Here is a 23,270-nt window from a genome sequence, read left to right on the forward strand (position 1 = left end):
ACACCGGCACGTTGCCGGCTGCCTGCGTCGGTCAGGCAATGGCGCCACGACGGCACACCATGCGAGCGCGTTTCGCCGGCCGCGTCCGATAGACCGCCTCTGATAGACCTCCGCTGCACGATCGCAGTCGCCGGATGAGCACTGGGCTGCGGCATGGGTGCACCCAAACGCCCCGCCGCGCGCAGTCTCCACGCCAGCCACCCTCCTCCGCGTGCGTCAAGAAGAAGTGAAGGCACCAATACCCGACATCTCCGAGATGCCGGTTTGGCAGGCGTTTCCGGGCAGTTGTGCACGCCATCCTCACCTCAGTGACGCCTACCCATACGCTCCAGATCTGGCGAGTTCAGCCGCAATGCTCGCTGCCGTTACCAGATCCAAGCATGCATACCTGCCCTGCAATCGGTGATGTTGCGACCGTCACGTCGCAGATCTCGATGGATCGGTTCGACGCACGCCCGCACGAGCGCCAACAGCGTCTCCAGTACGCCGCCGCGCCCAGCGCATCGCCCCTTTCCTGCCCATCGCTCTCGAGATCCCAACCATGATCGCCCTTCTTCAACGCTACAACGTCGGCAAGCGCCTGACCTTTGCCTTCGGCACGCTGATCCTGCTGTCCTGCGCCCTGGTTGTCGCCGGCCTGTATACACTGGCGCAGGCGCGCCAAAGCCTGGATACGCTGACCAATCGCAACATGGTCATCGTCCAGCATCTGCAGGAAATGAACAACGCGGTGTCGGTCATCGCCGTGCAGCTGCGCAACATCGTGTTGCCGACGCCGGACGAAGAAAATCAACACTTCGTGTCGATCATCGAAGAGCAGCGCCGCATCTACAAGGATGCGCACGACAAGCTCTACACCTTCTCGGCAACGCCGGTGGCCCAGGCGATACGTGACAGGATCGATGCCAGCAACAAGGCCGCCCGCGCGCTCAACCAGCAGGTGATCGACCTGGACCTTGCCGGCAGGACCAACGAAGCGATGCCCTTGCTGTTGCAGCACGCCGCACCTGCCACGCAGGCCTGGCAGGACGCACTGCTGGAATATTCCGCGCTGCAACGCCAGCGCGCCCAGGAAGCCAATGCGCTCGCCACCACGGCGATGACCCGCGGCCGTGCCATGTTGATTGGTGGCGGCTTGGCGGTTGTGCTGATCAGCGGCGTGCTCGCATGGCTGATCACCCGTAGCCTGGTGGTTCCGCTGACACGCGCCACCCGCGCTGCCGAAGCCATTGCCCAGGGCAAGTTGGACAACGACGTCAGCGCGCAGTCCAACGACGAAACCGGCCGGCTGTTGCACGCGATGGACGGCATGCAGGGCCAGCTGCGCAATCTGATTTCCGCACAGCTGGGCATGGCCAAGCGTCATGAAGAAGGCCAGATCAGCTTCCGCATGGATGCTGGTGCATTCCCCGGCGATTTCGGCCGCATGGCCAATGACACCAACGAGCTGGTGGCCGCGCACATCAAGGTCAAGATGCAGACCATCCACCTGATCGAGCGTTATGCCATCGGCGACCTGTCCGAAGACATGCCGCAACTGCCTGGCGAAAAAGCCGCCATCACCGCGGCGATGAACCAGGTCAAGCACAACCTGGGTACGATGAACACCGAGATCAAGCAACTGGCGCAGGCCGCGGCCAATGGTGACTTCACCGCACGCGGCAATGCCGAGCAGTTCCAGTTCGATTTCCGCATCATGGTGGAAAGCCTCAACACCTTGATGGCCACCGCCGATGGCAATCTGCAGTCGCTCTCGGGCCTGTTGCAGTCGATCGCTGCAGGCGACCTCACCGCCCGCATGAGCGGTGAATATCAAGGCGTGTTTGCGCAGATGCGCGACGATGCCAATGCTACCGCCGAGCAACTGGCCAGCATCGTTGGCCGCATCCAGACTGCGGCCGATGCGATTGGTCTGGCTTCGGGCGAAATCGCCTCCGGTAACCAGGATCTGTCGCAGCGTACCGAACAGCAGGCCGCCAATCTGGAAGAAACCGCTGCCTCGATGGAAGAGCTCACCTCCACCGTCAAGCAGAACGCCGAACACGCCAGCCAGGCCAACCAGCTCGCCATTGGCGCCGCTGCGGTCGCCTCGCAAGGCGGCGATGTGGTGGCCAAGGTGGTCACCACCATGTCCGATATCCAGGGCTCGTCCAAGAAAATCGCCGAGATCATCAGCGTCATCGACGGCATCGCATTCCAGACCAATATCCTGGCTTTGAACGCCGCGGTGGAAGCAGCGCGTGCCGGCGAACAGGGCCGTGGTTTTGCGGTGGTCGCTTCTGAGGTACGCACGCTGGCACAGCGTTCGGCCGGTGCCGCCAAGGAGATCAAGCACCTGATCGACGACTCGGTCGAGAAGGTCGCGCAAGGCGCAACCCTGGTCGATCAGGCCGGCTCCACCATGGCCGAGATCGTCGCCAGCGTGCAGCGCGTCACCAACATCATGGGCGAGATCTCGTCGGCCTCGCAGGAACAGTATGCCGGTATCGAGCAGGTCAACCAGACCGTCACCCAGATGGACGAAACCACTCAGCAGAACGCTGCCTTGGTGGAAGAAGCCACTGCCGCCGCACGCGCGATGGAAGAACAGGCGCAGCAGCTGACCGAAGCGGTAGCGGTCTTCAAGGTGGCTGCGCATGCGCCGGTGGCACGTCAGTTGTCGGCCATTGCCAGCGCACCGGCCAATGCCCGCTTCGCACCGCGCCAGACAGCACGCGTCACCCCGGTGGCCACAGCGCCACGTCGCAGCGCCACCAGCAATGCCACATCCGCCGCAGATTTGGCCGATTGGCAGGAGTTCTGATCGCATAGCAGTTCTGATCGCGAAGGCAGCAGCGCCACGACAGTCCGTTACACACGGCTGTCGTGGCACTGCCGAACGCTGCGTCAGATGTGCTGCCAAGTGAGGCGGAGTGTTCAACATGTGAATCAGAGGGCAGCCTCATGATTCCTGCAACCTCGAAAAATTTCCTGAAAACACAAGTTTCAACGCCAAAAAAGCATAATTTTTCATAGTTCCAGAGCGAGGCGGCGCTTACCAACACACGCCCGTCACGTGCCTGAGAACGCGCTTTACGAACTTGCCTAACACGCTCAGTTGACTGCAGACCGCGCCGTTACTTCGTGGGCGTGATGACAAACAGATGCGAGCGCAGCGCGCCTTGCCGGCCTGTCGACGCAACCGCCTCCTACCCTCTTGAGTCGAGCGATCCTATGACCTCTCTTTTACTGCGTTTCAATGTCGGGCCGCGTCTGGCTGCCGCCTTCACCGTGCTGATCCTGCTCTCCGGGTTTATCGCCTTTATCGGTTATCGCGGACTGACCTCCGCACGTGTGCTGGTGGATGCACTCGTGCACCAGAACATGACCAAGATCCGCCTCTCCAACGACATGATGAATGCCAATTACGTCATCGCCGCGGAGCTGCGCAATGTCGTGTTGCCGACCAGCAACGAAGACAATCTGAAATTCATCGCATCCATCAAGCAGGCACGCGCCGACTACAGCAAAGCGCGCGATGCGCTGTATGCCATCCCATCCTCGCCGCAGGGCATTGGCATCCGTGAGGAGATCGATCGCATCGCGCCGCAAGTGCGCGACTTGAACAACAAGGTCATCGACCTGGTGATGTCCGGCCACAGCGACCAGGCGTTGCCGTTGATGCTTTCCCAAGCAGCGCCCGCGCTGCAGAAGTGGCAGGACAAGATCGCCGAGAACATCGCATTGCAGGACAAGCTTGCCGCCGAAGCGGCCGACGTGGCGCTGCAGTCGATGGACGATTCGCGCAAGTTGCTGGTGGGCGGTTCGCTGATGGTGGTGCTGCTGAGCGGCACCCTGGGCTTGCTGATCACCCGCAGCCTCACTCGACCGCTGAGCCGCGCGACCCAGGCCGCCGAGGCGATTGCCGAAGGCAGGCTCGATAACGCCGTGCACAGCGATGCCAGCGACGAAACCGGCCGCCTCCTGCATGCCATGGACAAGATGCAGTCGCAGGTGCGCAACCTGATTACCGCCCAGCTGGACATGGCCAAGCGCCACGATGCCGGCCAGGTGAGCTTCCGCATGGATGTCGGCGCATTTCCCGGCGATTACGGCCGCATGGCAGGCGATACCAACGCGCTGGTCGACAGCCACATCCAGGTCACAGCACGCCTGGCGCAGATCATGGGCCGCTACGCGATCGGCGACCTCAGCGACGACATGGACACCCTGCCCGGCGAACAAGCCAAACTCACCGAGACCATGGCGCAGGTCAAACGCAACCTGGCGGCGATGAATCAGCAGATCAAGCAACTGGCGCAGGCCGCTGCTGCTGGCGACTTCAGTGCACGTGGCGATGCAGCGCAGTTCCAGTACGACTTCCGCATCATGGTCGACAGCCTCAATCAGCTGATGGCCACGGCCGACGGCAGCCTGCAAGCGTTGTCGGGCATGTTGCAGGCGATTGCCGCAGGGGATCTGACCGCGCGCATGGACGGCGAGTTCCAGGGCGTGTTCGCGCAGATGCGCGACGACGCCAATGCCACCGTCACGCAATTGGCCGGCATTGTCGGGCACATCCAGACCTCGGCGGTGTCGATCAATTCGGCCGCCAGCGAAATCGCTGCTGGCAATAACGACCTGTCGCAACGCACCGAGCAGCAGGCCGCCAACCTTGAAGAAACCGCTGCTTCGATGGAAGAGCTCACCTCCACCGTCAAGCAGAATGCGGAAGGCGCACGCCAGGCCAATCAACTCGCGATCGGTGCGGCCAGCGTGGCCTCGCAAGGTGGCGAAGTGGTCGGCAAGGTCGTCGACACCATGGCCGGCATCCAGGCGTCATCGAAGAAGATTGCCGACATCATCTCCGTCATCGACGGCATCGCGTTCCAGACCAATATTCTCGCGTTGAACGCCGCGGTGGAAGCGGCGCGTGCCGGTGACCAAGGTCGCGGCTTTGCCGTGGTGGCCAGTGAAGTACGCACGCTGGCGCAGCGTTCGTCCGCTGCCGCCAAGGAGATCAAGGACCTGATCGGTGATTCGGTGCAACGCGTGACAGACGGCTCGCAGCTGGTGGATGAGGCCGGCCGCACCATGGCCGAGATCGTGTCTTCGGTGCAGCGCGTCACCGACATCATGGGCGAGATTTCCGCTGCCTCGCAGGAACAATCGGCCGGCATCGAACAGGTCAACCTCACCGTCACGCAGATGGATGAAGCCACCCAGCAGAACGCTGCGCTGGTGGAAGAAGCCACCGCCGCTGCACGCGCGATGGAAGAACAGGCGCAGCAACTCACCGAAGCCGTTGCGGTGTTCAAGGTGGATGCAAAAGCACCGGTGGCCCGCAAGTTGTCGGCGATCGCTGGTGCGGTGAGCAACCAGCGGCCGGCAGCACGCCCGGCTGCACGCGCCGCACTCGCAACCGCGACATCGCGCCGCGTGACGGCCAGCGCATCTACGTCGACCGTTGCCGCGGGCGATTGGCAGGAGTTTTAAGCAGCAGCCCTACACGTTATTGGTCGCCGGCAGTCGTCGGCGACCGGCACAGAATCGGCGACTGCTTGCAATCGCATACACCGCCGTGGCCATCCTCACCTGATAGGCGCAGCTGTCGATCCGCGTTTCATGCAACACCGTTGTCAGCAACACAGAACGATTCGAGAGCTTTGATCCGCGCTCCGCAGATCTTATGGGCCGCTTCCCTTGCGAGGGGAAGCGGCCCTTTTTTTGTGTTGTCGTTCCCTAGAGCGTGTTATGTACTTTGATATGAGTGCGAGCGTGCTTTGGCGCATCGAGACAAGGCGTGCGCTGCGGCCCAGGCTGGCCGCCTGGGCAAGGCGCGCAACGCGGTATCGGCGCGCCACAGGGCGCTTCCCGGAGGGTTGACCGTCAGCGGCACGGTGCGGGCGCTGCGCCGCTGACGGACAACGCATCTCATCTCAAAGTGCATAACACGCTCTAAGAGTCACTGACAGACGCGGCAAGCAATCCGCAGGCGAGACGATGCGCAGGAACCGATGTGCATGCGTGCGAGTCCGAGCAACGGCAGAGACCGCCTGGCGGCTATTTAGAGCAGCTAACAAAACGACTGCGCAGCCGCCAGGCGGGCGGCTGCTCGCTACGTTTTGTTAGCTGCTCTTAGCAGTGGTGTTGGCTGCCTAAAATCCCGGCGCAGGAGAGCGGCAAGACATGCATCCGCCAGCCGCATGTCGCACGCCGCGGCACACACAGCAGCTGTAATTTCACTCAAAATTTACAAATAGCAAAATTCTGCGGAGGTTATGAAACCGCTTTCAGCGTTCAAATGCTGGATGGAACGCCCAAATTTGTGCTGCTTTCAACAGAAACAATCAATTTTTTGAACAACCAGCCGCTAAGGACCTCACGCATTCGTAACGCCCTCCCCCGGGCAAGGTCGATTCCTCATGCATTCCTTCAACCGGCTTTCGGTCGGTACGCGGCTCTCCGCACTGCTCACGCTGGTCATCGCCATTTCGCTGGGTCTGTTGGCCCTGACCATCTACCGCCAGTCCGCTGGCGATATCGAATCGCAGGTCAAGGCCGAGCTGCGTTCCAGTACTCGACTGATGCAGCAGTCGGTGGCGATGTACGACGTCACCCTCAGCGAAGGCACCCAGCGCCTGGGCAGCGTGTTCGACGACATGCTCCCCGCCGGCGCGCGCGAACTCGATAGCAGCAGTACCGTCACCATCGGCGAACAGCACACCCCATCGCTGCGCGTCGGCAAGCAGGCGCTGAATCTCAATTTCGACGCAGTGGACCGCTTTGCCAAGGCAACCGGCGGCGTCGCCACGATCTTCGCCCGCACCGGCGATGACTTCGTGCGCATCACCACTTCGCTGCGCAACAAGCAGAACGAACGCGTCATCGGCACTCTGCTCGATCGCAAGGGCAAGGCTTACGCCGCACTGTCGCAAGGCAAGGCGTTCACCGGCCAGGCACAGCTGTTCGGCGAGCAGTACATGACCCATTACCAGCCGCTGCGCAACGCCGCTGGCGAGGTCATCGGTGCGCTGTTCGTCGGGCGCAACTACACCCAGGGTCTGGCCGCGCTCAAGGCCCAGGTCAGCACCACCAAGCTGGGCCAGGACGGCTATTTCGTCATCGTCGATATGGCGCCAGGCGAGCGCCAGGGCCAGGTCATCGCGGCCCCGCCGGGCACCCCGGCCACGTTGGCGGCGCTGGTGCCGGCCGAACAGCAGGCGCTGTTGCAGGCAGCGCTGGACGGCAAGCAGCCCAGCGCCAACGTGCAGCTGCGCGATGCCAAGGGCGCAAGCCAGGCGTTCGAAGTCACCGCACAGCGCTACGCGCCGTGGCAGTGGGCGGTGATCGGTGCGCAGCCGCGCAGTGCCATCGACGGCCCGCTGGATGCACTCATGGGCAGCATGCTGCTGTTCTCGCTGGTGGTGTTGGCGCTGTGCATCGCGGTGGTGTTCATCGCCGCGCGCAAGATGGTCACCCGTCCGCTGCTGGCAGTGGAACGCGTGCTCGGCGACGTGGCTGCCGGCCGCCTGGACAACCCCATCGACATCGACCGGCACGACGAACTCGGCCGCCTGCTGCTCAACGCGCGCACCATGCGCGACGACCTGCGCGCACGCCTGGAACGCGACCACCTGATCGCCAGCGAAGCACTGCGCGTGCGCACCGCATTGGACGACGTCAGCACCAATGTGATGATCGCCGACGCCGACCGCCGCATCATTTACGTCAATCGTCCGCTGCAGCGCATGCTGTCGGAAATGCAGGACGTTGTGCGGCACGACCTGCCCAACTTCGATGCCACTGCATTGAGCGATACCCGCATCGACCAGTTCCATCGCAATCCCGAGCAGGCACGCCTGCTGGATCAGCTCAAGAGCACGCACACTGCACAGATTGAAATCGGCGGCCGCATCGTGCAGGAAGTGGTCAGCCCGGTCGTGGCTGCCACCGGTGAGCGCATGGGCTATGTGGTCGAATGGAGCGACCGTACCCAGGAAGTGCAGGTGGAACAGGAGGTCGCGCACGTGGTGGAGGCCGCCGCCGCCGGCGATCTCAGCGAGCGCATCGACCTCCGGGGCAAGCATGGCTTCCTGCTGCTGCTGGCTCAGCAGCTCAACACGCTGCTGGACAACAATGCCGATGGTCTGTCGCGCGTCTCTGCCCTGCTCTCGTCGCTGTCGCAAGGCGATCTGACTGCACGCATGGACGGCGAACTGCAAGGCGTCTTCGCCACCATCCGCGACGATGCCAATGCCACCGCCGATCAATTGGCCGGCATCGTGCGCCGTATCAAGGACTCCTCGCTGACGATCAATTCGGCCGCCACTGAAATCGCCACCGGCAATGGCGACCTGTCGCGTCGCACCGAACAACAGGCGGCCGCGCTGGAAGAAACCGCTGCTTCGATGGAAGAGCTCACCGCCACCGTCAAGCAGAACGCCGACAACGCCGACCAGGCCAATCGCTTGGTACTCGATGCCGCCGGTGTAGCCGTAAAGGGCGGCGATGTGGTGAACCGCGTGGTGACCACCATGGCCGATATCGACGCCTCTTCGAAGAAGATCGCCGAGATCATCAGCGTCATCGACGGCATTGCGTTCCAGACCAATATCCTGGCCTTGAACGCAGCAGTGGAAGCGGCACGTGCCGGCGAACAGGGCCGCGGCTTTGCCGTGGTTGCCTCGGAAGTGCGCACGTTGGCACAGCGCTCGGCCGGCGCCGCCAAGGAGATCAAACACCTGATCGAAGACTCGGTGACCCGTATCGGCAACGGCGCTGCACTGGCGTCCGAAGCCGGCAGCACCATGCAGCAAGTGGTGACCTCGGTGCAGCGCGTCACCAACATCATGGGCGAGATCACCAGCGCATCGCGCGAACAGGCTGCGGGTATCACCCAGGTCAACCAGACCGTCACCCAGATGGACGAAACCACCCAGCAAAACGCCGCGCTGGTGGAAGAAGCCACCGCCGCAGCCCGTTCGATGGAAGACCAGGCCGCACAGTTGGTCGATGCGGTGGCGGTGTTCCGCCTGGAGCCGCAGGACCGCCTGAACACCCTGCTGGCCAACGCACGCCACGCCTACAGCTGAGACGGCAAACAGGACTGCCTGCAGCAACCCCACAAGCATCGAGGGCGCGATGCCCTCGCCGCTTGTGGGTCACGCCGTGAACCCGTCCCTGTGGGCATCCATGCCGCCAGACACCGCTCCCGACCACTGCTGGTTGCTTGCCGAAACACTGCGCATCGACCAACTCGAGTGGTCATTTCACGCATAGCGTTGAGCGACCTCGACACAACCGTTTCGTCAGCCACTCTTAAAGATCTGGCTTTGCCGCCGATATCAAGGCGACGCCGGGACAACCCGCCAGGCGCCTTCCCGCTGCTACTGTGCTTGTGCCCATGTCCCAAGGCGATACCTCAGAGCTGGACAACGACGCCGATCACCTCGCCGAAGGTGACGAGCGCTATCTGCTGCGCAACAAGCGGCAGATCCGTGGATTGCTGCGCCAGTTGCTCGACCAACGCGCCATCGTGACCATGCATGTGGCCGGCCGCGACTTGGCCGTGCCCACCGCCGTGCTGGACGTGGACGAAGACGACGACTGCGTGATCCTGGACGGCAGCCATAACGAGGCCTCCAACCGCGCCATCGAAGGCGCCAAATACCTGCTGTGCTATGCCCAACTGGAACGGGTCAACATCCGCTTCCGGCTGGAAAAGGCAGAGCGCATCGAGCGCGATATCCACGTCGCTTTCCGCGCCGACCTGCCCGACGCCATGTACCACATGCAACGGCGTGAATCGTACCGGCTGGAAACGCCGATCACCGACTCCCCCGTCTGCACCATCCGCCAGGAAGCCGCACAAGGCGAAGCACTTCAGCTGCAGTTGCGCGTCATCGACATCAGCAGCGGCGGCCTGGCGGTGTCGCTCACCGACGGCATGCCATTGCTTGAGCCGCAACGCACGTATCGCAACTGCATTCTGCAACTGCCCGACACGGCCCCCATCACGCTGCCGCTCACCGTGTGCAGCCAGTACAAGCAGACGCTACCCAACGGCAGCGAAGGCTTCCGGATCGGCATGCAGTTCAGCGAATTGCCGCGCGGCGCCGACGAAACCATCCAGCGCTACATTTTCCGCGTCGACCGCCAGCGCAACGCGCGCAAGAGCGGCGTGTTCTGAACCCTCCCTCACCACGCGAGGCCGGCACCTAAAGTTGCTGCCCACCCCGCCGATGTTGCTAGGGCATCCCTCATCCGTCTCTGCTGCCGCAGTCCTGCCGCAACCTGACACTTAGCCGCAACGCCCGGAGTTTCCATGAACGACAAAAGCACTGCCACCGGCACCGGTGGTGAATTCCTCAGCTTCGCTTTGGGCGAAGAACACTACGGCGTGGACATCCTGAAAGTGCAGGAAATCCGCGGCTACGATTCGGTCACCCGTCTGCCCGACGCGCCCGACTACATCAAGGGTGTGATCAACCTGCGCGGCACCATCGTGCCGGTGATCGACCTGCGCCTGAAGCTGCGCCTGAAAGAAGCGCGCTACGACGCCTTCACCGTGATGATCGTGCTCAACGTCGAAGACCGCGTCGTCGGCATCGTCGTGGACAGCGTGTCCGACGTGATTCCGCTCAACGACGACCAGATCCGTCCCACGCCCGAGTTCGGCGCTGCGGTCGATACCCGTTTCATCTCGGGGATCGGCACCCAGGACGATCGCATGTTGATCCTGCTGGATATCGAAACCCTGCTGGACAGCACCGAGCTGGGCCAGCAGCTGGTCGAAGAAGCCGCCTGATTCAAGCGGCTGGTTTGCCTCGCCTGCGGTCGTCGGCAGAGGTGTGGGGGTGTGCGGGAGCCGTCATGTACCACGTGTACATGGCGCCGCCCGGCATCCACTGCACCACTCCGACGGCCGCAATGCGTTAAGCGAACGCATCTAAGACTATTGCGTGTCGGGAGTCTCCCCACACACGACGCACCACGCTATTGAAGTGCAATGAACATCACATTTTTTGGATTCAAGTTGAACGGCGGCTAGCCGATAGCTGAATGGAAGCCCGCATCCACTCAACGGGTCACCGTTCGACTTTTGATTTCTGGAGAATCCCAATGAAGTTCCTGCTCTCGCTCCTCCCCGTCGCTGCTCTCGTGATCGTTGCTCCCTCGCTGTCGGCCCAGTCGCAGGAAATGATTCCGCCGGAAATGGCGACGCGCTTCGTTGGCAAGGACGGCATGGTGTGCGGCAAGGTCGAAAAGGCCAAGTACGCGCAGAGCTCGGAAGGCGAACCCACCTTCCTGTACATGGGCGGCATGTTCCCGCGCCACACCTTCTCGGCCCGTATCGACGGCGCCAACCGCGGCAAGTTCAGCTTTGCCCCGGAAACCCTGGAAGGCAAGGACGTCTGCGTCCTCGGCAAGATCCAGCGCGACAGCTCGCGCGCCGAAATCGAAGTCAGCTCCCCGGCCAGCCTGAAGCTCGCCACCATCAAGTAATCGCATCGCACATCGCCACGCCCATGCGTGGCGATGTGCTGTCTGGATTATGCGGACTGACTTTTACGGGGGATCGTGTCAATGCAATGGATCAATAATCTGAAATTGATGCCGCGGCTGATGCTGGCGTTCGGCATCGTGCTGCTGATCATGCTGGTACAGGGAATCATCGCGTACTCGGGGCTGGCATCGCTCAACAACGTGACCCGCGACCTGGCCGGCAACACCATGTCCAGCGTGCGCGAAGCCGGCGATCTGCGCGGCATGCTGGGCGAATACCGGAATGCGTCTTATCAAAACCTGGTGCGCGCCAGCGATGCGGTCAAGCAGGAAGCCAAGGTTCGCACCAAGAAGCTCAATGGCGAGATCGAGGCCACCATCAAGGGCTACCCGCGCCTGATCGAGAGCCCGCAACAGAAGAAGCTGTTCGACGTGTTCGTGGCCGACTGGAAGAAGGCCTCGGCTTCCTACGCCAGCGTCAATGAAATGATCGAACTCAATCTGCCCGACGACGCCATCGACACCTTCGTCGGCGAAACCCGCACCCTGCACAACAAGGCCAAGGATTCGCTGGCTGCGTTGATCGCCGAAGACAACATGCTGGCGCAGGCAGCCAAGACCAAGGCCGAAAAGGTCCACGCCACCTCCGTCTCGCTGACCGTGATGGTGCTGCTGATCGGCATTGCCGGCGGCCTGGGCCTGGCGTTCCTGTTCGCCCGTTCCATCGTCAAGAGCATGCTCGGCGCGGTCACCACCGCCACCGAGATCGCCGGCGGCAAGCTGGACGGCCAGATCAACGTGCAGGGACAGGACGAAGTGGGCGAGTTGATGCGCTCGATGCAGCGCATGCAGCGCGACCTGAAGGAGCGTATCGAACGCGATCAGAGGATTGCCGACGAAAACCTGCGTATCCGTACCGCGCTGGACAAGTCCTCGACCGGCACCTTCATCACCGATCCCGAGCGCGTGATGATCTACGCCAACGACGCCTTCAAGAAGATCGTGGCGCAGTACGAAAGCAGCATCCGCCTGGCATCGCCCGAGTTCGATGCGAGCAAGGTCATCGGTCAGCACATCAGCTATCTGGGTCTGTCAGATGCGACCGTGCGCAAGGCCATTGCCGCATTGGAACGCGATGGCGTCACCAGCTTCGAAGAGCGCTTCGGCGAAGTGGTGCTGGCACAGACGGTCACCGCCATCAAGAACGAACAGGGCGAGACCAGCGGCGAAGTCTGCGAATGGCGCGACCGCACCATCGAGGTCCAGGTGGAAGACGAAGTCGCCCGTATCGTGCGTGCCGCTGCCAGCGGCGACATGAGCGGCCGCGTGGAAACCGACGGCAAGCAGGGTTTCTTCCTGCAGTTGGCGCAGCAGCTCAACGGCTTGCTGGATGCCAATGCCGGCAGCCTGGAGCAGATCTCGGCCCTGTTGTCCGCGCTGTCGCGCGGCGACCTGACCGTGCGCATGCATGGCGAGTTCAGCGGCGTGTTCGCGCAGATGCGTGACGATGCCAATGCCACCGCCGAGCAGCTGGCCGACATCGTTGGGCGCATCAAGCTGTCGTCCAGTGCGATCAACTCGGCCGCTGGCGAAATCGCCTCGGGCAACAGTGACCTGTCGCACCGTACCGAGCAGCAGGCCGCCAACCTGGAAGAAACCGCAGCTTCCATGGAAGAGCTCACCTCCACCGTCAAGCAGAACGCCGAAAGCGCCCGTCAGGCCAACCAGCTTGCCATCGGTGCCACCGGCGTGGCCTCGCAAGGCGGTGAAGTGGTGTCGCAGGTGGTCACCACCATGTCCGGCATCGAAGCCTCGTCCAAGAAGATCGCCGACATCATCAGCGTCATCGATGGCATCGCCTTCCAGACCAATATCTTGGCGTTGAATGCAGCGGTGGAAGCGGCACGTGCCGGCGAACAGGGCCGCGGTTTTGCGGTGGTCGCCTCCGAAGTGCGTACGCTGGCACAGCGTTCGGCCGGTGCGGCGAAGGAGATCAAGGGCTTGATCGACGATTCCGTGCACAAGGTTGCCGAAGGCTCGGCACTGGTCCGCAAGGCTGGCGCCACCATGGCCGACATCGTGGCCAGCGTGCAGCGCGTCACCGACATCATGGGCGAGATTTCTGCTGCTTCGCAGGAGCAATCGTCCGGTATCGAGCAGGTCAACCAGACCATCACCCAGATGGACGAAACCACCCAGCAGAATGCTGCGCTGGTGGAAGAAGCCACCGCCGCCGCCCGCTCGATGGAAGAGCAGGCCGGTCACCTGGCCGAAGCGGTGTCGGTGTTCAAGCTGGACGAATCGGCTGCGCAGGTAACCCAGACCGCACGCGTGCGGCAGATCGCCTCGCGCCCGGTTGCAGTGAAAGGCGCCGCCAAGCCGGTAGCGCGGGCAGCGGCAACCGCGGTGCGGCCTGCCAAATCACAGGCTGCGCTGGCCGACGGTAACTGGCAAGAGTTCTGATTCACCGCTGTCACCCCAACGCCCCGGCACAGCCGGGGCGTTGTGCATCTGGGCACGGCATCTGCGTTGATCACCACGCGCACGCTGCTGCGGACAACCTGATGAGCCGCCATGGCTCTGAGCGGCCAGCGAATGCACCGCCATACCCCATCGCACGGCCTACCGAACCCAACCGCGTGCAATCCATGCATTGGCGCTTCAGTTGCGTGACTACGTGGCCGATATCTAGTGATAGCTCACGACGCGTATGGATATGACGACTACGACCCCCGCTTCAGACACACGCGAATTTGACTTCGGCGACCGCGACTTCAAGCGCGTCTGCGACTTGATCTACCAGCGTGTCGGTATCGCGTTGGCGCCAGCCAAGCGCGACATGGTGTATGGCCGTCTCTCGCGTCGTTTGCGCGTGCTCGGTCTGCGCTCGTTCCGTGATTATCTCGATCAGCTCGAAGCCGGCAACGATGAGGAAGAATGGCAGGCATTCACCAACGCGCTGACCACCAACCTGACCTCGTTCTTCCGCGAGCCGCACCACTTCGACAAGCTGCGCGAAGAACTGCAAAAGCGCGCCTCGCAGGCGCCGTTGAAGATCTGGTCGTGCGCGGCCTCGACCGGTGAGGAGCCCTACTCCATCGCCATCACCGCCTGCGAAGCCTTCGGCACGCTGACCCCGCCGGTGAGCATCGTCGCCACCGACGTCGATACCCAGGTATTGGAAACCGCGTCGCGTGGCGTCTATGCCATCGACCGCGTCGCCTCGCTGGATGCTTCGATCAAGCGCAAATACTTTCAGCGCGGCAGCGGCCCCAACGAAGGCAAGTGCCGGGTCATTCCCGCACTGCGCCAACTCATCGAATACCGCCAGTTGAATCTGCTGGCACCGCGTTACGACGTCGGCGGCCCGTATGCCGCGCTGTTCTGCCGCAACGTGATGATCTATTTCGACAAGCCCACTCAACGCGGCATCCTGTCGCGCCTGGTCAGCCACATGGGCGACGACGGCCTGCTCTATACCGGGCATTCGGAGAATTACCTGCACGCGGCCGATCTGATCCAGCCGTGCGGGCGCACGCTGTATCGGCGCGCACCGCGCGCAGGAGCCTCTACATGAGTACGGCCGTGCAAGTCGACGACGTCATGCGCTACCGCGATTCGCGCTTCCAGACCATCGCCGCCAAACTGCTGCCCACGCAGTATCTGGTGGTGGACGACGACACCGCGTTGACAACCACCCTGGGATCTTGCGTTGCAGCCTGCCTGCGCGATCCGGTGCTCAAGATCGGCGGCATGAACCACTTCTTGTTGCCAGAAGGCCAGATCGGCGATGGCGCACCCGCGCGTTACGGCAGTTACGCGATGGAGTTGCTGATCAACGACATGCTCAAGCGCGGCGCGCACCGCAAACGCATCGAAGCCAAGGTTTTCGGTGGCGCCAACGTGCTCAAGGGCTTTACCAGCAACCCGGTCGGCACCCGCAACGCCGAGTTCGTCCGCCAGTACCTGCAGGCAGAACACATTCCCATCATTGCTGAAGATCTGTGCGGCATCCATCCGCGCAAGGTGTGGTTCTTCGCAACGACCGGCCGCGTCGTCGTGCAGCGTCTGCCGCATGCACACGAAGCCGAAGTCGCCGCCACCGAATCGGCCGTGCGCGCCCGTCTATCCAAAGCACCGGTCACCGGTGGAGTGGAGTTGTTCGAATGACGCTGGAAACTCCTGTGCGTGTACTGATCGTCGACGATTCGGCGGTCGTGCGTCAGATGCTCACCGAACTCCTCTCGCGCGATGCCGGCATCGAAGTGGTCGGCTCCGCCGCCGACCCGTTGCTGGCGCGCGAAAAGATCAAGCGCCTCAATCCGGACGTCATCACGCTGGATGTGGAAATGCCGCGCATGGACGGATTGGTGTTCCTGGAAAACCTGATGCGCCTGCGCCCTACTCCGGTGGTGATGATTTCATCGCTGACCGAGCGCGGCGCCGACACCACCTTGCAGGCTTTGTCGCTGGGCGCAGTGGACTTCGTGTCCAAGCCCAAGATCGACGTCGCACGCGGGCTGGAAGGTTATGCAGAAGAAATCGTCAGCAAGGTCAAGATGGCCGCCAAAGCCAAGGTCAGCGCACTGCACCGCCCCAGCACACCAAAGGTCACGCTCGACATGCAGTCGGCGCCGGTGCCCGGTAGCGCGCTGCGCTTTCGCACCACCGACCGCCTGATCGCCATCGGTGCGTCCGCCGGCGGCACCGAAGCGCTGCGCGTGGTGCTCGAACACATGCCCGCCGATGCGCCCGCAGTGGTGATGACCCAGCACCTGCCGGCCAGCTTCAGCACTGCATTTGCAGAGCGCCTCAACCGCCATTCCGCCATGTCGGTGCGCGAAGCCACTGATGGCGAAGCGATCCTTCCCGGTCACGCGTATCTGCCGCCGGGCGGCCAGCATCTGCGCATCATCCGCGACGGTGCGCGTTGGCGCTGCCGTATCGACGATGGTCCGCCGGTCAATCGCCACAAGCCGGCGGTGGATGTGCTGTTCCGTTCTGTCGCCGCAAATGCCGGCCCCAATGCGGTCGGCGCCATCCTCACCGGCATGGGCGACGACGGCGCACGCGGGCTGCTGGAAATGCTGCAGGCCGGCGCGCCGACGCTCGTGCAGGACGAAGCCAGCAGCGTGGTCTGGGGCATGCCCGGCGCGGCGTACAAACTCGGCGCGGCGCAGGAAGTGGTGCCGCTGGAGCGCGTGGCCGAGCGCTTGCTCGCATTGTCGGCGCAGGCACGCTGATCCGGCATGGCCGCGCATCCCTCGCACCCGACCGACCCGTCCCTTCCGCTGACACAGGAAAGCGCGACAGGCGCTGCTACGGACGCGGAGGTCTATCGCACGCCGGGGACGGCTGAGCCGGTGCATGCGAACGCGCCAAGCCACGATCTGGTCAGGCCCGGCCCGGTCACCGCCGGCATGGCCAAGGCCGGCGAACAGCCCGAGCAGCGCCGTTCGCGCCTGCTGGCCGAAGCGCTGGATGGCAGTAGCAGCGCTATTCTCATCTGCGATCTGCAATCGCGCCTGCTGTATGCCAACGATGGCTTCCAGCGCATGTTCGGCTACACCGAAGCCGAGCTTGTCGGTCAGCGTCCATCGGATGTGTTGACCCGCGCGCAGAGCGACCAGGGCGAAGTCGCGCGCGTGCGCGAGCGCGCCGATGCCTTGCAGCAGACCCGTGCCGACTTGCTGGTCTATCGCAAGGACGGCTCGCCGTTGTGGGTCTCGCTCAACTTCAACCCGATCTACGACGCCGACCACACCCCCTCGCATTACGTGGCGGTGCTGACCGACATCACCGACACCAAGATGCACGAGGTGCTACAGCACCGCGTGCTGGAAGCCCTGGTGCAGGAACGCCCGTTGATCGAGGTGATGACGCTGATTTGCACCGAGGTCGAACGCATCGCCCCGGAAGTGTTGGCGGCCGTCATGAGCGCCGACAACCAGGGCCGCCTGCATTCGCTGGCTGCGCCCAGCCTGCCGCCCGAATACGCCGAAGCGGTCAACGGCTTGAAAATCGCCCCGGGCGCAGGCGCCTGCGGCACCGCGGCCTGGCGCGGTCGCGCGGTGATGGTGGAAGACATCGCCACCGACCCGTCGTTCGAACCGTATCGCGATACGATGTTGCGGTGGGGCCTGCACGCCTGCTGGAGTACGCCGATCCGCTCCAACAGTGCGCGCGTGCTCGGCACCTTCGCGCTGTATTACCGCAAGCCGCACCGTGCCGATGCCTGGCATGTGCGGCTGACCGATTTGTGCCAGCAACTGTGCACGCTGGCGCTGGAGCGCGAGCAGATCCGCCAGCGCGTGCATCAACTGGCGTTCTACGACACGCTCACCGGCTTGCCGAATCGCATCATGTTCAACGCGCGCGCCGAGCAGGCGCTGACGCAGGCCGAATACGCCGGCGAACCAGCAGCGTTGATGTTCATCAACATCGATCGTTTCAAGCTCATCAACGATAGCCAGGGCCATGCCGCGGGTGATGGCCTGTTGCGCGATATCGCCCTGCGCATCAACGACCAACTCACCGCTACGGCGATGCTGGCGCGCCTGTCAGGCGACGAATTCGCACTTGCGCTGCCGCAATGCAGTGCAGAGCAGGCCAGTGCCGCCGCAGAGCGCTTGTTGGTCAGTATCGCCAGCCCGCTGCCGGTCGGCCATATGACCGTGCATTCGTCGGCCAGTATCGGCGTAGCGATGTTTCCCGAGGACGGCCGCGAGATCAATATCCTGTTGCGCCACGCCGATCTGGCGATGAATCGCGCCAAGAAGGAAGGCGGTGGGCGTTTCCGCTTCTTCAGTTCCGACATGAACCGCATGGCGCAGGAACGCGTTGCGCTGGAAGCGGAGCTGCGCCAGGCCATCGGCCGCGACCAACTGCAGTTGCACTACCAGCCGCAGATGCATAGCGCCGCACCGCACGCGCTGTATGGCGTGGAAGCGCTGCTGCGCTGGAATCATCCGCAGCTGGGCGCGATTTCGCCCGCACGCTTTCTGCCTGTCGCCGAAGAGCAAGGCATGATGCCGCAGCTCAACGCCTGGGTCCTGCGGCGGGCCTGTGAGCAGGTGGCAGACTGGCGTCTGCGCGGCGTGCCGGTCACGCGCGTTTCGGTCAATCTGTCGGCCAGCAGCTTCGAAAGCCCGCGCATGCTTCCCGATCTGCTTCGATTGATCGCCGACACCGGCGTACAAACCTCCGACCTGACCCTGGAATTGACCGAAAGCGTGATGCTGTCCGGCCAGCCGGGCGTGCTGGAAAACCTGCACGCCATCCGCGAAGCCGGCATCTCGCTGTCGCTGGACGATTTCGGCACCGGCTATTCCAGCCTGAGCCATCTGCATCGCCTGCCGATCGACGAACTCAAACTGGACATGAGCTTCGTCCGCGATATCGAACACAGCGAGGACGCCCGCGCGCTCACCACCTCGGTGCTACGCATCGGCGAGCACCTGCGCAAGCACGTGGTCGCCGAAGGCGTGGAAAACGAAGCACAACGCCTGTTTCTCGCCGACCTGGGCTGCGAAGTCCTACAAGGCTATCTGTTCTCGCGGCCGCTACCGGCCGCAGCGCTGGAAGCGTGGCTGGGCACACAGCCTTAGAGCGGCTAACAAAACGTAGCCAGCCGTCAGGTGGGCGCGGATGGCGCGCAGGAACCGGAGTGTCCGCGTGGTACATGCCGATTCCGAGCACCGGCCACGCCCGCCTGGGGGCTGCGCAGTAGTTTTGTTAGCCGCTCTTAACGCAACTGATGAAAAGCGGGGTGTTGGCGATGAGGCAGGGTGCGGTTGCCACCGAGTCCGGCATTTCCTGCTCGTACCAGGCATTGATTGGGAGTGCACGCCAACACTGCTGCCTATCGATCGCGACCTGTTGCCGGTCACGTCGAGAACAAGCTCAGTTTTCCTAAGACATGCGCGCCATGCGTGCGTCGACTGCGGCCTGGCTACGCTGCGGCTTCGCTGCAGAGCGTCATGTCAAACAACCAGCCAACGATCTGCTGCGGTGCTTTCGCCGCTTGCAGGACCGTTGGCGGCAGGGATGCCGCCATCGGGCCCCCGTGGGCGGGTTCACCGCGTGTCCCGCGCGCGGTGAGGACACCGCGCACGCGACCAACCAAGCATCACTGCAGCGTGCGCTTCAACCATCCCAACAACTGCGCATTGACGAACGCCGGATTTTCCAGCGACGCGATATGCCCTGCATCGGGCACCAGTTCGTAGTCGCAACCGATGACCTCGGCCATCATCCACAACTCCTCCGGCGGGCGCGGAACGTCGTATTCGCCACCCAACAGGAACGTGTTGGCAGGGTTGAGCGCAGCCAGCGTTTCGAGTCGATCGTCGCGCCCGAAGATCAGCCGCCCTAGCGGCACGATCGAAGCGCGCAACTGCTCGGGCGACATCGCCGCCAGACGCTGCGCGAACGCCGCCGGCAACGCAGACTGCAGATCGATGTCGGGGCGGAAAAAGAGCGGCACGATCGCCTCGACCAATGCCGGGGTCACCTGCCCCGCCGCATCGATCGCATCGAGCAATGCGAAGTAGCGCGCTTGCGTCGCCTGCGATTCGGCACCCATAAAGGTGTCCATCAACACCAGGCTACGCACGCGCTCCGGCGCGCGCATCGCCAACTCCGCGCCCCACATGCCACCCACCGACAGACCCACCACTGCACATTGCGGAAGCTCCAGTGCATCCATCAGCGTCAGCATCTGATCGGCCAGATCCCCCACGGTCTGCGTACCCGCCGGCAATGCGTCCGATTGCCCATGCCCCCACAACTCGGGAACGATGACCTGGTAATGCTGCGACAGCGCCTGGATCTGCGGCTCCCACATCGCAGCGTCCCAGAGATAACTGTGACCAAGCAAAACCGGAAAACCTTGGCCGTGTTGCGTGTAGTGCAACGTCTGACCGGAAATTGTGCAAATGGGCATGGGCATCAACGGACAGTGGTAGAGCGGCCGGACTCTAGACCCGTGGACCTCAGATTTTTGTTGCAATGCCACAATCCAGTCAGCTGGTAGTTGCTTTAACGCCCGGCTTCGTGACGACAACACGAAGCGATTGTCCGAAAAGCGAAATGCCCGGCGTGCCGGGCATTTCGGACTCACACAGACCAGCGGCTGAAATCAGGCCGCGACGGTATCGGCCACGTCCTGGTATTCCTGGATCTGATCGAAGTTCATGTAGCGGTAGATCTGCTCGCCACTGGTCTTGATCACACCCACGTCGGCCATGTACTCGTCCTTGGTCGGGATCCGGCCCAGACGCGAGCAGATCGCCGCCAGCTCCGCCGAGCCCAGGTACACATTGGTATTGCGACCCAGGCGGTTGGGGAAGTTGCGCGTGGAGGTGGAGAACACCGTGGCGCCCTCGCGTGCCTGCGCCTGATTGCCCATGCATAGCGAGCAGCCGGGCATTTCCATGCGCGCACCGGCCGCGCCGAAGGTGCCGTAATGGCCTTCCTTGGTCAGCTCGGAGGCGTCCATCTTGGTCGGCGGCGCCACCCACAGGCGGGTCGGGATATCGCGCTTGCCTTCCAGCAGCTTGGCGGCGGCACGGAAGTGCCCGATGTTGGTCATGCACGAACCGATGAACACTTCGTCGATCGCCGCACCGGCGACCTCGGATAGCGTCTTGACGTCGTCCGGGTCGTTCGGGCAAGCCACGATCGGCTCGTGGATGTCGGCCAGGTCGATCTCGATGACGGCGGCGTACTCGGCGTCGGCATCGGGCTGCAGCAGTTGCGGATCGGCCAGCCACTCTTCCATCTTCTTGATGCGGCGGCCCAGCGTGCGCGCATCGGCATAGCCTTCGGCGATCATCCAGCGCAGCAGGGTGATGTTGCTGGTCAGGTATTCGATGATCGGTGCCTTGTCCAGGTGCACGGTGCAACCGGCCGCCGAACGTTCGGCCGAGGCGTCGGACAGTTCGAACGCCTGCTCCACCTTCAGGTTCGGCAAGCCTTCGATTTCCAGGATGCGGCCGGAGAAGATGTTCTTCTTGCCCTGCTTGGCCACGGTCAACAGACCATCCTTGATCGCGTACAGCGGAATCGCGTTGACCAGGTCGCGCAGGGTCACGCCCGGCTGCATCTCACCCTTGAAGCGCACCAGCACGCTCTCGGGCATGTCCAGCGGCATCACACCGGTGGCGGCGGCGAAGGCCACCAGGCCGGAGCCGGCCGGGAACGAGATGCCGATCGGGAAACGGGTATGCGAGTCGCCGCCGGTGCCGACGGTGTCGGGCAGCAGCATGCGATTGAGCCAGCTGTGGATCACGCCATCGCCCGGACGCAGCGACACGCCGCCACGGGTGGAGATGAATTCCGGCAGGGTGTGGTGGGTCTTGACGTCCACCGGCTTCGGGTAGGCGGCGGTGTGGCAGAACGACTGCATCACCAGGTCGGCCGAGAAGCCCAGGCAGGCCAGGTCCTTGAGCTCGTCGCGGGTCATCGGGCCGGTGGTGTCCTGCGAGCCCACCGAGGTCATCTTCGGCTCGCAATACGTGCCCGGGCGCATGCCCTGGCCTTCCGGCAAGCCGCAGGCGCGGCCGACCATCTTCTGCGCCAGCGAGAAGCCCTTGCCGGTGTCCGGCGGGTCCATCGGCAGGCGGAACAGGTCCGAGGCCGGCAGGCCCAGGAACTCGCGCGCCTTGGCGGTCAGGCCGCGGCCGACGATCAACGGAATGCGGCCACCGGCGCGCACCTCGTCGAACAGCACGTCCGACTTCATCGCGAACTCGGCGATCACCTGCCCGTTCTTCAGCGCCTTGCCGTCGTACGGACGCAACTCGACCACATCGCCGTGCTCCATCTGCGATACGTCCAGCTCGATCGGCAAGGCGCCTGCGTCTTCCATGGTGTTGTAGAAGATCGGGGCGATCTTGCTGCCCAGGCACACGCCGCCGAAGCGCTTGTTGGGAATGAACGGAATGTCTTCGCCGGTCCACCACAGCACCGAGTTGGTCGCCGACTTGCGCGAGGAACCGGTACCGACCACGTCGCCCACATAGGCGACCAGGTGGCCCTTGTCCTTGAGATCGGCAATGGCCTGGATCGGGCCGCGCTTGCCGTCTTCTTCCGGCTCGAACGCCGCGCCGTCGCGCTTGTTCTTCAGCATCGCCAGCGCGTGCAGCGGGATATCCGGGCGGGTGGTGGCATCCGGAGCCGGCGACAGGTCGTCGGTATTGGTCTCACCCGGCACCTTGAACACGCTGACGGTCATGCTCTGCGGCACTTCCGGCTTGCTGGTGAACCACTCGGCATCGGCCCAGCTCTGCAGCACGGCCTTGGCGTGCGCATTGCCGGCTTCGGCCTTTTCCTGCACGTCGTGGAAGGCATCGAACACCAGCAAGGTGTGCTTGAGCGCTTCGGCGGCGGTGGCGCCCAGCTCGGCGTTGTCGAGCAGGTCGATCAGCGGCTGGATGTTGTAGCCACCCAGCATGGTGCCGAGCAGCTCGGTTGCACGCGTGGGGCTGATCAGTGCGGTGTTCTCGGTGCCGAAGGCCACCGCAGCCAGGTACGAAGCCTTGACCTTGGCGGCGTCATCGACGCCGGCCGGCACGCGCTGGCTGAGCAGCTCGACCAGGAATTCTTCTTCGCCCGCCGGCGGAGCCTTCAACAGCTCAATGACCTCGGCGGTCTGCTGCGCGGTCAGCGGCAGCGGCGGGATACCGAGCGCGGCGCGCTCTGCAACGTGGTGGCGATAGGCTTCCAACATGCGGGTTCTCCAAAAAGGACAGCAGTGAATGTGTAAAAGGTCAGGCGTGGAT

13 protein-coding genes and 1 other RNA gene are annotated in these 23,270 nt (G+C 63.4%); 11 read left to right on the forward strand and 3 right to left on the reverse strand.

What is annotated here, in order from left to right; all coding sequences use genetic code 11:
* Positions 1 to 541 precede the first annotated feature (541 nt).
* The 11 genes from XpruCFBP8353_RS16510 to XpruCFBP8353_RS16560 all read left to right on the forward strand — a co-directional run bounded on the left by XpruCFBP8353_RS16510 (position 542) and on the right by XpruCFBP8353_RS16560 (position 19,094).
* On the forward strand, positions 542 to 2,803 hold the full coding sequence (locus XpruCFBP8353_RS16510; protein WP_101364167.1) for a methyl-accepting chemotaxis protein: 2,262 nt from the start codon (positions 542 to 544) through the stop codon (positions 2,801 to 2,803).
* Positions 2,804 to 3,213: 410 nt separating this feature from the next.
* Positions 3,214 to 5,475 (forward strand): methyl-accepting chemotaxis protein, encoded by a 2,262-nt coding sequence (locus tag XpruCFBP8353_RS16515; protein WP_101364168.1) that lies wholly within the window; start codon positions 3,214 to 3,216, stop codon positions 5,473 to 5,475.
* 929 nt (positions 5,476 to 6,404) lie between these two features.
* Entirely contained in the window at positions 6,405 to 9,074 is a 2,670-nt protein-coding gene (locus XpruCFBP8353_RS16520; RefSeq protein ID WP_101364169.1) for a methyl-accepting chemotaxis protein, read from the forward strand.
* 311 nt (positions 9,075 to 9,385) lie between these two features.
* Positions 9,386 to 10,171, forward strand: a complete 786-nt coding sequence (locus XpruCFBP8353_RS16525) for a flagellar brake protein (RefSeq protein ID WP_162301088.1) — start codon at positions 9,386 to 9,388, stop codon at positions 10,169 to 10,171.
* Between the two features lie 135 nt (positions 10,172 to 10,306).
* The gene (locus XpruCFBP8353_RS16530) at positions 10,307 to 10,789 is read left to right on the forward strand and encodes a chemotaxis protein CheW (RefSeq protein ID WP_002806488.1); all 483 of its coding nucleotides are present in this window, start codon (positions 10,307 to 10,309) and stop codon (positions 10,787 to 10,789) included.
* A gap of 314 nt (positions 10,790 to 11,103) precedes the next feature.
* Positions 11,104 to 11,487, forward strand: a complete 384-nt coding sequence (locus XpruCFBP8353_RS16535) for a hypothetical protein (RefSeq protein ID WP_014503234.1) — start codon at positions 11,104 to 11,106, stop codon at positions 11,485 to 11,487.
* Between the two features lie 81 nt (positions 11,488 to 11,568).
* Entirely contained in the window at positions 11,569 to 13,950 is a 2,382-nt protein-coding gene (locus XpruCFBP8353_RS16540) for a methyl-accepting chemotaxis protein (protein WP_162301089.1), read from the forward strand.
* A gap of 247 nt (positions 13,951 to 14,197) precedes the next feature.
* Positions 14,198 to 15,064, forward strand: a complete 867-nt coding sequence (locus XpruCFBP8353_RS16545; protein ID WP_101364172.1) for a CheR family methyltransferase — start codon at positions 14,198 to 14,200, stop codon at positions 15,062 to 15,064.
* Complete coding sequence (gene cheD / locus XpruCFBP8353_RS16550; protein ID WP_010365269.1) at positions 15,061 to 15,657, forward strand: chemoreceptor glutamine deamidase CheD; 597 nt, start codon at positions 15,061 to 15,063, stop codon at positions 15,655 to 15,657. The genes XpruCFBP8353_RS16545 and cheD overlap by 4 nt, the downstream gene beginning before the upstream one ends.
* Positions 15,654 to 16,730, forward strand: a complete 1,077-nt coding sequence (locus XpruCFBP8353_RS16555) for a protein-glutamate methylesterase/protein-glutamine glutaminase (RefSeq protein ID WP_101364173.1) — start codon at positions 15,654 to 15,656, stop codon at positions 16,728 to 16,730. The genes cheD and XpruCFBP8353_RS16555 overlap by 4 nt, the downstream gene beginning before the upstream one ends.
* A 6-nt stretch (positions 16,731 to 16,736) precedes the next feature.
* The gene (locus XpruCFBP8353_RS16560; protein ID WP_243391128.1) at positions 16,737 to 19,094 is read left to right on the forward strand and encodes an EAL domain-containing protein; all 2,358 of its coding nucleotides are present in this window, start codon (positions 16,737 to 16,739) and stop codon (positions 19,092 to 19,094) included.
* 3 nt (positions 19,095 to 19,097) lie between these two features.
* Here XpruCFBP8353_RS16560 and XpruCFBP8353_RS16565 read toward each other — a convergent pair.
* The 3 genes from XpruCFBP8353_RS16565 to acnB all read right to left on the reverse strand — a co-directional run bounded on the left by XpruCFBP8353_RS16565 (position 19,098) and on the right by acnB (position 23,218).
* A non-coding RNA gene (locus XpruCFBP8353_RS16565) (sX9 sRNA) lies at positions 19,098 to 19,170 on the reverse strand.
* Between the two features lie 445 nt (positions 19,171 to 19,615).
* The gene (locus XpruCFBP8353_RS16570; protein ID WP_101364174.1) at positions 19,616 to 20,431 is read right to left on the reverse strand and encodes an alpha/beta fold hydrolase; all 816 of its coding nucleotides are present in this window, start codon (positions 20,429 to 20,431) and stop codon (positions 19,616 to 19,618) included.
* A 195-nt stretch (positions 20,432 to 20,626) separates the two neighbouring features.
* Positions 20,627 to 23,218 (reverse strand): bifunctional aconitate hydratase 2/2-methylisocitrate dehydratase, encoded by a 2,592-nt coding sequence (gene acnB / locus XpruCFBP8353_RS16575; protein ID WP_101364175.1) that lies wholly within the window; start codon positions 23,216 to 23,218, stop codon positions 20,627 to 20,629.
* Positions 23,219 to 23,270: the final 52 nt, after the last annotated feature.

Origin of the sequence: Xanthomonas prunicola, assembly GCF_002846205.1 — a bacterium.
In the GTDB taxonomy this organism is placed as follows: Bacteria; Pseudomonadota; Gammaproteobacteria; order Xanthomonadales; family Xanthomonadaceae; genus Xanthomonas; species Xanthomonas prunicola.

Bases quoted from the DNA above. Each gene is read 5' to 3' on its own strand.
- XpruCFBP8353_RS16560 (WP_243391128.1), top strand. From the start codon at position 16,737: ATGGCCGCGCATCCCTCGCACCCGACCGACCCGTCCCTTCCGCTGACA.
- XpruCFBP8353_RS16540 (WP_162301089.1), top strand. From the start codon at position 11,569: ATGCAATGGATCAATAATCTGAAATTGATGCCGCGGCTGATGCTGGCG.
- acnB (WP_101364175.1), bottom strand. From the start codon at position 23,218: ATGTTGGAAGCCTATCGCCACCACGTTGCAGAGCGCGCCGCGCTCGGT.
- XpruCFBP8353_RS16530 (WP_002806488.1), top strand. From the start codon at position 10,307: ATGAACGACAAAAGCACTGCCACCGGCACCGGTGGTGAATTCCTCAGC.
- XpruCFBP8353_RS16545 (WP_101364172.1), top strand. From the start codon at position 14,198: ATGGATATGACGACTACGACCCCCGCTTCAGACACACGCGAATTTGAC.
- XpruCFBP8353_RS16515 (WP_101364168.1), top strand. From the start codon at position 3,214: ATGACCTCTCTTTTACTGCGTTTCAATGTCGGGCCGCGTCTGGCTGCC.
- XpruCFBP8353_RS16555 (WP_101364173.1), top strand. From the start codon at position 15,654: ATGACGCTGGAAACTCCTGTGCGTGTACTGATCGTCGACGATTCGGCG.
- XpruCFBP8353_RS16535 (WP_014503234.1), top strand. From the start codon at position 11,104: ATGAAGTTCCTGCTCTCGCTCCTCCCCGTCGCTGCTCTCGTGATCGTT.
- XpruCFBP8353_RS16570 (WP_101364174.1), bottom strand. From the start codon at position 20,431: ATGCCCATTTGCACAATTTCCGGTCAGACGTTGCACTACACGCAACAC.
- XpruCFBP8353_RS16525 (WP_162301088.1), top strand. From the start codon at position 9,386: ATGTCCCAAGGCGATACCTCAGAGCTGGACAACGACGCCGATCACCTC.
- XpruCFBP8353_RS16510 (WP_101364167.1), top strand. From the start codon at position 542: ATGATCGCCCTTCTTCAACGCTACAACGTCGGCAAGCGCCTGACCTTT.
- XpruCFBP8353_RS16520 (WP_101364169.1), top strand. From the start codon at position 6,405: ATGCATTCCTTCAACCGGCTTTCGGTCGGTACGCGGCTCTCCGCACTG.
- cheD (WP_010365269.1), top strand. From the start codon at position 15,061: ATGAGTACGGCCGTGCAAGTCGACGACGTCATGCGCTACCGCGATTCG.